Raw genomic sequence first — 7,896 nt, forward strand, 5'->3', positions numbered from 1 at the left:
CGACCCAGTGGATGACCAACCCAGTTCTCCAGAGCCAACCGACCCAGTGGATGACCAACCCAGTTCTCTAGAGCCAAATGAACAGTTTATCCCAAGCGAAAAAGAAGAACCTGTAGAACAGAGCGAACCTACAACCGATTTTGCAGCAATGGGGACAAAGCCCGATAATCCTAAAACCGCATCATGGATTAAGTTAAAACCTGCACGCCATCAAGTCGCAATTTACGGGCAGATTAGCGATGCCGAAACTGGGTTGACCATTCAGAATGCTTTAGTGGAGATAACGCAAATGCCAGAAACTTTTAAACAGTGGTTGGTATTGCGATCGCAACAGTACGGAAGTAAATGGGAGACTCTTGAAAATCGCCCAGACCGGAAGAGAACAGCGATTGATGGGTATTTTTACTTTTTGGATTTGCCCGAAGGTGAATATACCTTAACTGCATCCCTACCGAGTGCTGGCACCTGCTACGGCACTGCTCAAGTGAAAGCGATCGCAAGTCGAGATGCCAAAAGCAACTACGTGAAAACTGCCGCTAACATGACTCTGCCACCAACAGCCATAAAGGGTAAAATAACAGATTTAAATGGAACTCCTATAGTTTTAGCAAAAATACGAATTGCAGGAACTACCAATTATATTTTTAGTGACAGCAAAGGGAACTATCTGTTTGGCGGTCTAGAAACTTCAAAACCTCCGTTAAAGCGCACAGTTAATATCCATGTTTCGGCGCGAGGCTTCCAGTCAGTTTCCCAAAGCACACAACTCAGCCAAGGAGTAGTGCAAAACTTAAACTTCGTTCTTACAAGCAGCTAAAGAAACTGCCAAACATAAAAAGTTCTTTTATACAAAGAGTTATCATGTTTGCTTGCTAAGTGGAACTATTTTTCCCTTTTAAGGAGGTTAAAATTTTTTCTTAACTAAAACTAATTTGAGTTACAATGTTTTCCCACTACACGCAATGTCAAAAATCAGTCAGGAAGGCAAAGAATGCTTGACGACTTAGATAAAACTCTAGAAAAAGTGCTTAAGCAAGAACTCCCGTCTGCCTTAGCCGAGCGCATCAGCATTAGCTTTGCTACTCCCGACGCGGAATTTCCTACTAAGGTGCAACTGCCAGCAATCAACCTTTTCCTCTATGACGTGCGGGAAAACTTGGAATTGCGAAACACCGAATGGCTTGTGGAACGTCACGGTAACGGCACGGCAACCAGAAAGCGTCCCCCAGTTAGGGTAGACTGCTCTTACTTTATTTCGAGTTGGCCAGTAGATCGATCGGACGCACAAACAGAACATCGCTTACTGGGTGAGGTGATGAAAGTGCTGTTACGCTATCCTCAAATCCCACCTGAATTTCTCCAGGGAACGCTTCAAGGACAGCAACCTCCCCTGCGAGTAGAAAGTCTGCGACCCTCGCAGTTACAAAGTATGGGAGAATTCTGGCAAGCAATGGGAGGAAAACCTAGAGCAATACTGAACTATACTGTGACCCTCTCAGTAAATGTTCACGAAGCTTCAGAGAATGTCCCCCTTGTTACGGATAAGAACATTTAGGGACAAGGGGAAAAGGGGGAAAGGGAAAAAAGGGAATAAAAGAATTCAACTTTCCTAATCGTCGCCCTCACTAAATACAGAGTCCCTGTAATCTAAAAATTGCTGCTTGAGAGTGCAAACAATAAAAAGGGAGAAAAATCTATGAATTTCCCCCTTTTTCTGCGCTTTTTGGACTCATTGCTACGCTGCTAGAGGACCTCCCAAACCCTTGCCATAGTCCCTCTGGATTCTAGCGGTGGGTTGGGCAGACTGTGCTTTTCCGGCACTGCTAATGAGCTTAGGTTGAACCATTGCTCTGGGAGAGACTTGTACCTGACTCAATACGTTAGCTTCGGGCTGTGGGGAAACTTGCTTTTCTGGAGTAGCTTGTTGCGATCGAGCAGCAGAGGTGAATGGGCGTGGCTCAAACTTCTTGCTCACCGGAGTCCTAGTTGAGGAAGCTGGTGCTTTTCTGGAGACGTGCTGTTTAGTTGCCATAATCTCACCTACGAAAATTTACTGGTGTCTTGGGACTGATCGCTATTTAGCTAGCGGTCCTCCTACAGAGTAATCATCTCTCTGAATTCTCACTTGTGGTTGGGCAGACTGTGCTTTTCCAGCACTGCCGATCAGCTTAGGCTGAACCATTGCTCTGGGAGAGACTTGCACCTGACTCAATACGTTAGCTTCCGGCTGTGGGGAAACTTGCTTTTCTGGGGTAGCTTGTTGCGATCGAGCAGCAGAGGTGAACGGGCGCGGCTCAAACTTCTTACTCACCGGAGTCCTAGTTGAGGAAGCTGGTGCTTTTCTGGAAACGTGCTGTCTAGCTGCCATAACTTACTTTATTAGATTTTGTAAAGGGTAGTTCTCTTATTTTACATAAATATTCAATTTCCTTTATTAAGAAGTGTTTGTCTCAGTAGGAGCAAACGCGATCGCAGTTAAAACCGCTTAACGCTGGAACAGCCTTTACATACATAAAATCTGCTCTATTGTTTTCTATTGTTTTTTAGGAATCTATATTTTTAGTACATAATAAATTGTTTTTGTCAACCCACTTTAGTTATACAAATAATTTTTGTAAGGAGTTAATTAAATAAAATTTAAAACAAAGAAATAATTTTTATCAAAAAAACACATAAAGTAAATTTGTTAAAAATATTTAATTTTTTAAATTAAGCTTGACAAGTTTACAAGATGAGGATATTTGTTAATGTTGGTAGGAAAGTTTTGCCATCTAGCAGAGAAGATTCATTCTTCAGGCTATTGGAACAAGCACCGCTCAAAATGACTAAAAATTATCGAGATTTCTTAACTTGTAAAGGTAGTTAAAGTAGAGCAAAGATTTTGGTTTACTTCTTGAATTAGGGAGAAATACGATGCCAACTACCTATTTATCTCCAGGTGTTTATGTTGAGGAAGTTCCTTCAGGTACTTCCCCAATAGTAGGAGTGGGAACAAGTACAGCAGGGTTTATTGGGTTGATTCCCCAAAGCACAAGTTCGCAGACAACAACCTCAAAAAGTCAAACAACTGAGACTTCTTCCTCAAGTCAGGCTACTTCCTCCTTGACTCCAGAGTATGCAGCAACAGGCCAAATCAAACTTTGTACTAATTTCACTGAATTTAAGAAGTTTTTTGGTGACTTTTCCCCAAGCAACGCGGCGCAAAACACCTTCGCTCATACAGTTTACGGATTCTTCAGAAATGGAGGAACACGCTGCTATGTTGTTAAAGTTACCAGTGAGAGCGAACTCAATTCTGCTCTAGAAAGTTTTGAAGCAATTGATGAAATTGCCCTCGTTCTCGTACCCGGACAGACAAGCACAACCATCCAAACTGCAATCAAAGACCATTGCCAAAAACTAGGCGATCGCTTTGCCATCCTTGACTCTCCCGAAACAGTAGACTTAAGCAGCCCTACTCTCGTAGATACGCTCAAGCCCTTCAACTCAGATTATGCAGCTTTATACTTCCCCTGGATTCAAGTTTTCGATCCGGCTAGCAACAGTCAAATATACGTGCCACCTAGCGGTCACATCGCAGGTATTTACGCTCGCGTAGATACCCAAAGAGGAGTCTACAAAGCTCCCGGTAACGAAACGGTTCTTGGAGCAGTTGGACTTCAATATAGTATCAGCAAAGCCAAACAGGACGGACTCAATCCTGCTGGCATCAACTGCATTCGGAAGCTCAACGGCGACATTCGAGTTTGGGGCGCACGTACTCTCGGAGGTGATGCTAACGGAGAATTCAAATATATCAACGTCCGTCGCCTGTTCAGCTATCTACGGGAGTCGATCGACGAAGGAACTCAATGGACGGTTTTTGAACCCAATGCACCGGATCTTTGGGCGCGAATTCGTCGCAATGTAAATGCTTTTTTATTCACAGTTTGGCGCAGCGGCGCTTTGTTTGGCAGCACGCCGGAACAAGCTTACTTTGTCAAGTGCGATGAAGAAACCAACCCCCCGGAACTGCGAGATCTCGGTCAGGTTGTTACCATCATTGGCGTATCGGTCGTCAAACCAGCCGAATTCGTCATCTTCCGCATTAGCCAATGGGCTGGGCCGGGGGCTAGTTAAAAATGGGAAAGGAGGTAAGGGGGTAAAGGAAACGGCAACTGTTAAAGCATTGCTTCTTTCCTGTCTTCCTTCTCACCGCTTCTGACCTCTGTTTCCGCCATCGTCTTCCCCAGTTTCTCTCTTTTCCTCTTTTCCTCTTTCCCCCTTTTCCTTATGCTCATCCCCGGTGTTTACAAAGAGGATATCTTCCCGGCACCTGCCTCACACCTGATTACAGGTGTACCTGCATTTTTGGGATTTGCAGAAAAAGGGTTAATTAATACAGTTCAGCGATTCACTCTTTGGCCTGAGTTTACCGCAACTTTTGGTCAGCCCTTAGAAGATGGCTACCTGTACCGTGCTGTAGAAGGTTTTTTCGGAAACGGCGGGACTCCGTGCTACGCAATTCGCCTCCCCAAAGATGGGATTTCCCTAAAAGAGGCGTTATTACAAGCACTGAAAGAATTGGAGTCGATCGACGAGATTGACTTAATCTGTGCGCCAGATATTGTGGGGGAGAGCCTCGCCAAAGAACAGGTGCAGGAAATGCAGGCGGCAATTCTGGATCACTGCGATCGCATGGGTGATCGGTTTGCCATTCTAGATTGTCCAAGCTTTACGGCGGGAAGGCAAATATCGGAAATCCACCAATATCGGCAAAATTTGCGGAGTGCCAACGGTGCCTTGTACTTCCCCTGGATCAAGATCGAGAACGGTTCCTACATCCCGCCCTGCGGTCACATTGCTGGTGTTTATACCCGTTGCGATCGCGCTGTTGGTGTCCACCAAGCACCCGCTAACCAGGTTCTCGAAGGCGTATTTGACTTACAGATTGACTTATCAGAAGCAGAATTTGCCACTCTCTATCCTGAAAATCAAGTGGCGGGAGTTAACTGCCTGCGTGCTTTCAGAGGGAGAGGTATTCGCATCTGGGGAACCCGTACTTTGAGCGACGATCCTGCTTGGGGTTATCTCAACATCCGGCGATTATTCTTAACCGTTGGTCGCTGGATCGATCGCAATCTTGCTGATATTGCTTTCGAGCCAAATGATTACAAATTATGGGTTCGCATCGATCGAGAATTGACGACCTACTTTCAATCTTTATTCCAACAAGGAGCCCTGAAAGGAAACGCACCGCAAGAAGCCTTTTACGTCAAATGCGACGCAGAAACTAACCCGCCAGAACTGCGCGACATCGGAAAAGCAGTAACAGAAATTGGTTTGGCACCTGCCATCCCGAACGAATTTATCATCGTTCGCCTCATTCACGGCACGACTGGAGTTGTCTTAACCCAGTCTACTTAATTGGGGAAAGGGAGAAAGGGAAATGGAAAAAGAAGTAAAGATTGTTTTCCCAATACCACAACACTAACAATATCTCTGCGATCGCAATAGTAAGTATAAAAATACAAGCCAACCAAACAATCTTTTTTTTTCGCTTTCCCCCTTTCCTCTTTTCGCTTTATTCACCTTCAAGGAGTATTTCCTATGCCCGACGTTAAAGCCCCACACAAACCAGACCCGTATTTTTCACATAGTTTTTATGTGGAATGGAACGGCATCATTCACGCAGGTTTCGTCGAATGTAACGGTTTAAGTTCTCATCAAACAGCAATTGTATATCGGGAAGGAACCGATCCCCCTAACGTCCGTAAAATACCCGGAATGATTAACAATAACAACATCACCCTTAAACGAGGCACTACCAACAATGACGAACTCTGGCAATGGCGAGCCAAAATTATGAAGGGAGAAATTGAACGCCGTGAAGTTTCGATCGTCTTGATGGATGAGGCAGGAAGAGAAAAAATTCGCTGGAATCTTACAAACTGCTGGCCCGTAACCTGGAGTATGTCACATTTTGATGCCATGAATAATGACTTATCAGTGGAATATATAGAACTCGCCCATGAAGGAGTAACTGTCGATAAGTGGTCGTAAGATCGTATCCTTTCGCCTCAGTGAAAACGTTTTTCCCTCCTCCTTTTCCCTTTTCCCCTTCTTTAAACTATGTTGCAGCCGACTGAATTTCCTTTCATTCTCCCGCAAGGTTATGTAGATACAGAAGGCAACGTTCACCGAGAAGGGGCGATGCGGCTAGCTACTGCTTATGACGAGATTGCACCAATTCGAGATCCTCGCGTGCAAGCAAATCCGGCATATTTAGCGATTATTCTTTTATCGCGAGTGATCGTTCGACTGGGAACAGTTGAGCATATCAACCCCAAACTGATAGAAAACTTATTCTCTGCCGATCTCGTTTATTTACAAGACTTTTACCAACGCATTAATCAAAACGGACATAGCCGCCTTTTGGTAAATTGCCCTCACTGCCAAGGTGAATTTGAAGTAGAAACTGTGCCTGTGGGGGAGTAGCTTGCTACCCTTCCGATCGGCTGCTTGAAGAAGTAGCGTATATTGCCTATCACTTTCATTGGTCTTACGAGCAAATCGTAAATTTTGTACACAGAGAAAGGCAGGAATGGGTAGCAGAAATTGTCCGGATTAATCAGAAATTAAACGATAACCAAACGAGACGTGGTTAGTGCCCTTCGGCTCGATAATGAATGCTTCTTAGGCTAGTAGCAAGTGAGGAACAATTGGCGAATAAATTAGGTTGGAATGCAATGTTGGGTGTTCGTTCAGATCCCTATTTAACCTGCAATTTTTTAGTAGAAATTGGCGGGTTAGTAACGGGAGGATTTACTGAAGTCAGTGGATTAGAAAGCGAGATTGAGTTGGAGTCTTATGCGGAAGGGGGCGTGAATGGATACACCCATCATTTCCCAAAACGAACAAAATATTCTAACCTGATTTTGAGTCACGGAATTACTGATGTAGATACGCTCTGGCTCTGGTATCAAGCGGCGGCGGCTGGGAAAGTTCAACTAAAAAATGGTACGATTATTTTGTTTGACCAACAGCGGCTACCTGTAATGTGGTGGAATTTTAAAAATGCTTATCCCGTTAAGTGGTCAGGCCCTCAATTGAATGCAAGTAATACTTCTCAGGTAGCGATTGAAAGAGTGGAATTGGTTCATCAAGGAATTGATAAACCTTTCTTTAGTTTAGGTTTGCGGGGATCGTATGTCTGAAGTTAATAACTCGCCAGCAAGCAATAAGGGAAATTGGCAGAATGCGATCGATCCTGGCTTTCAAGAGCGTTTGATGCGTCCTCTAGTAAAACCGGGGGTAATTGACAAGGTTCAGTTAGCTGGAAATATTCTTTCGCGATCCCAGCGCTTTTCCAACCGACTTCCATTAGTATCCCAATTGGAACGTCGCTTTTCTGGCGTAAACAATCTTCCCGCAAGCCAAGTGTCAATTGTCTACGCCCAGCCTCTCAGCAGCGAGGCAAATGTTGCAAATACTGTCACACCTAAAAATTCACCTGCTTCTGGGCGAGTTTCAAGAGCCGTAGTTCAAGCTAAATTTGCTCCCACATCCTCGAAAAGTGCTAGCGCATCTCCAAGTGCGATCGCTCCTGTTAGAGGGATGCCAGTAGCAAACAGTGCTAAAGATTTCAGTAGCGCTGTTGAGGTGTCCAGTTCACCGCTACCTTTGGTGCGAAGCCAAAGTGCTGAGTCAACACAGGTGCAGCAAAAACCTGCTTTAAATTCACCTTCTGCTCAATCCAATACCAGCACTAATGCTACTAAAAAGCTTACACCACAGCCTGTAGTGTCAAGCCAAAATGCTGAATCAATGCAGGTGCAGCAAACACTTGATTTAATTGCACCTTCTACTACACAAAATAGCAGTGCTACTTCTACAGAACAACAAAATTCGCCTCTA

The 7,896-nt window shown here is 44.5% G+C and carries 10 protein-coding genes and 1 pseudogene; 9 read left to right on the top strand and 2 right to left on the bottom strand.

What is annotated here, in order from left to right; genetic code table 11:
* The coding region (locus QUB10_RS26530) for a carboxypeptidase-like regulatory domain-containing protein (protein WP_333206158.1) at positions 1-817 on the top strand (817 nt) is incomplete at its 5' end.
* Positions 818-991: 174 nt separating this feature from the next.
* Entirely contained in the window at positions 992-1,555 is a 564-nt protein-coding gene (locus tag QUB10_RS26535; protein ID WP_333206159.1) for a DUF4255 domain-containing protein, read from the top strand.
* A gap of 180 nt (positions 1,556-1,735) precedes the next feature.
* On the opposite strand, the gene QUB10_RS26540 is transcribed toward QUB10_RS26535, so the two are convergent.
* The gene (locus QUB10_RS26540; protein ID WP_333206160.1) at positions 1,736-2,032 is read right to left on the bottom strand and encodes a hypothetical protein; all 297 of its coding nucleotides are present in this window, start codon (positions 2,030-2,032) and stop codon (positions 1,736-1,738) included.
* Positions 2,033-2,074: 42 nt separating this feature from the next.
* A complete protein-coding gene (locus QUB10_RS26545) occupies positions 2,075-2,368 on the bottom strand; it encodes a hypothetical protein (protein ID WP_333206161.1) in 294 nt (97 codons plus the stop codon).
* Between the two features lie 545 nt (positions 2,369-2,913).
* Between QUB10_RS26545 and QUB10_RS26550 the strand changes: the two genes are divergently transcribed.
* From QUB10_RS26550 to QUB10_RS26580, 7 genes and pseudogenes are all read left to right on the top strand, one after another.
* A complete protein-coding gene (locus QUB10_RS26550; protein ID WP_333206162.1) occupies positions 2,914-4,119 on the top strand; it encodes a phage tail sheath subtilisin-like domain-containing protein in 1,206 nt (401 codons plus the stop codon).
* 153 nt (positions 4,120-4,272) lie between these two features.
* Positions 4,273-5,406, top strand: a complete 1,134-nt coding sequence (locus QUB10_RS26555) for a phage tail sheath subtilisin-like domain-containing protein (protein WP_333206163.1) — start codon at positions 4,273-4,275, stop codon at positions 5,404-5,406.
* A 183-nt stretch (positions 5,407-5,589) separates the two neighbouring features.
* Complete coding sequence (locus QUB10_RS26560; protein ID WP_333206164.1) at positions 5,590-6,042, top strand: phage tail protein; 453 nt, start codon at positions 5,590-5,592, stop codon at positions 6,040-6,042.
* A 69-nt stretch (positions 6,043-6,111) separates the two neighbouring features.
* Positions 6,112-6,477: a phage tail assembly protein gene (locus QUB10_RS26565; RefSeq protein WP_333206165.1), complete on the top strand. Its 366-nt coding sequence runs from the start codon at positions 6,112-6,114 to the stop codon at positions 6,475-6,477.
* Positions 6,478-6,494: 17 nt separating this feature from the next.
* Positions 6,495-6,647: pseudogene (locus tag QUB10_RS26570) on the top strand (DUF6760 family protein); the annotation flags it as partial.
* A gap of 21 nt (positions 6,648-6,668) precedes the next feature.
* A complete protein-coding gene (locus tag QUB10_RS26575) occupies positions 6,669-7,196 on the top strand; it encodes a phage tail protein (RefSeq protein ID WP_333206166.1) in 528 nt (175 codons plus the stop codon).
* Positions 7,189-7,896: hypothetical protein (locus QUB10_RS26580; protein WP_333206167.1), on the top strand; the 708-nt coding region annotated here is incomplete at its 3' end. The genes QUB10_RS26575 and QUB10_RS26580, both read left to right, overlap by 8 nt.

Source organism: Microcoleus sp. B5-D4, assembly GCF_036705145.1.
In the GTDB taxonomy this organism is placed as follows: Bacteria; Cyanobacteriota; Cyanobacteriia; order Cyanobacteriales; family Microcoleaceae; genus Microcoleus.

Bases quoted from the DNA above. Each gene is read 5' to 3' on its own strand.
- QUB10_RS26535 (WP_333206159.1), top strand. From the start codon at position 992: ATGCTTGACGACTTAGATAAAACTCTAGAAAAAGTGCTTAAGCAAGAA.
- QUB10_RS26540 (WP_333206160.1), bottom strand. From the start codon at position 2,032: ATGGCAACTAAACAGCACGTCTCCAGAAAAGCACCAGCTTCCTCAACT.
- QUB10_RS26545 (WP_333206161.1), bottom strand. From the start codon at position 2,368: ATGGCAGCTAGACAGCACGTTTCCAGAAAAGCACCAGCTTCCTCAACT.
- QUB10_RS26550 (WP_333206162.1), top strand. From the start codon at position 2,914: ATGCCAACTACCTATTTATCTCCAGGTGTTTATGTTGAGGAAGTTCCT.
- QUB10_RS26555 (WP_333206163.1), top strand. From the start codon at position 4,273: ATGCTCATCCCCGGTGTTTACAAAGAGGATATCTTCCCGGCACCTGCC.
- QUB10_RS26560 (WP_333206164.1), top strand. From the start codon at position 5,590: ATGCCCGACGTTAAAGCCCCACACAAACCAGACCCGTATTTTTCACAT.
- QUB10_RS26565 (WP_333206165.1), top strand. From the start codon at position 6,112: ATGTTGCAGCCGACTGAATTTCCTTTCATTCTCCCGCAAGGTTATGTA.
- QUB10_RS26575 (WP_333206166.1), top strand. From the start codon at position 6,669: ATGCTTCTTAGGCTAGTAGCAAGTGAGGAACAATTGGCGAATAAATTA.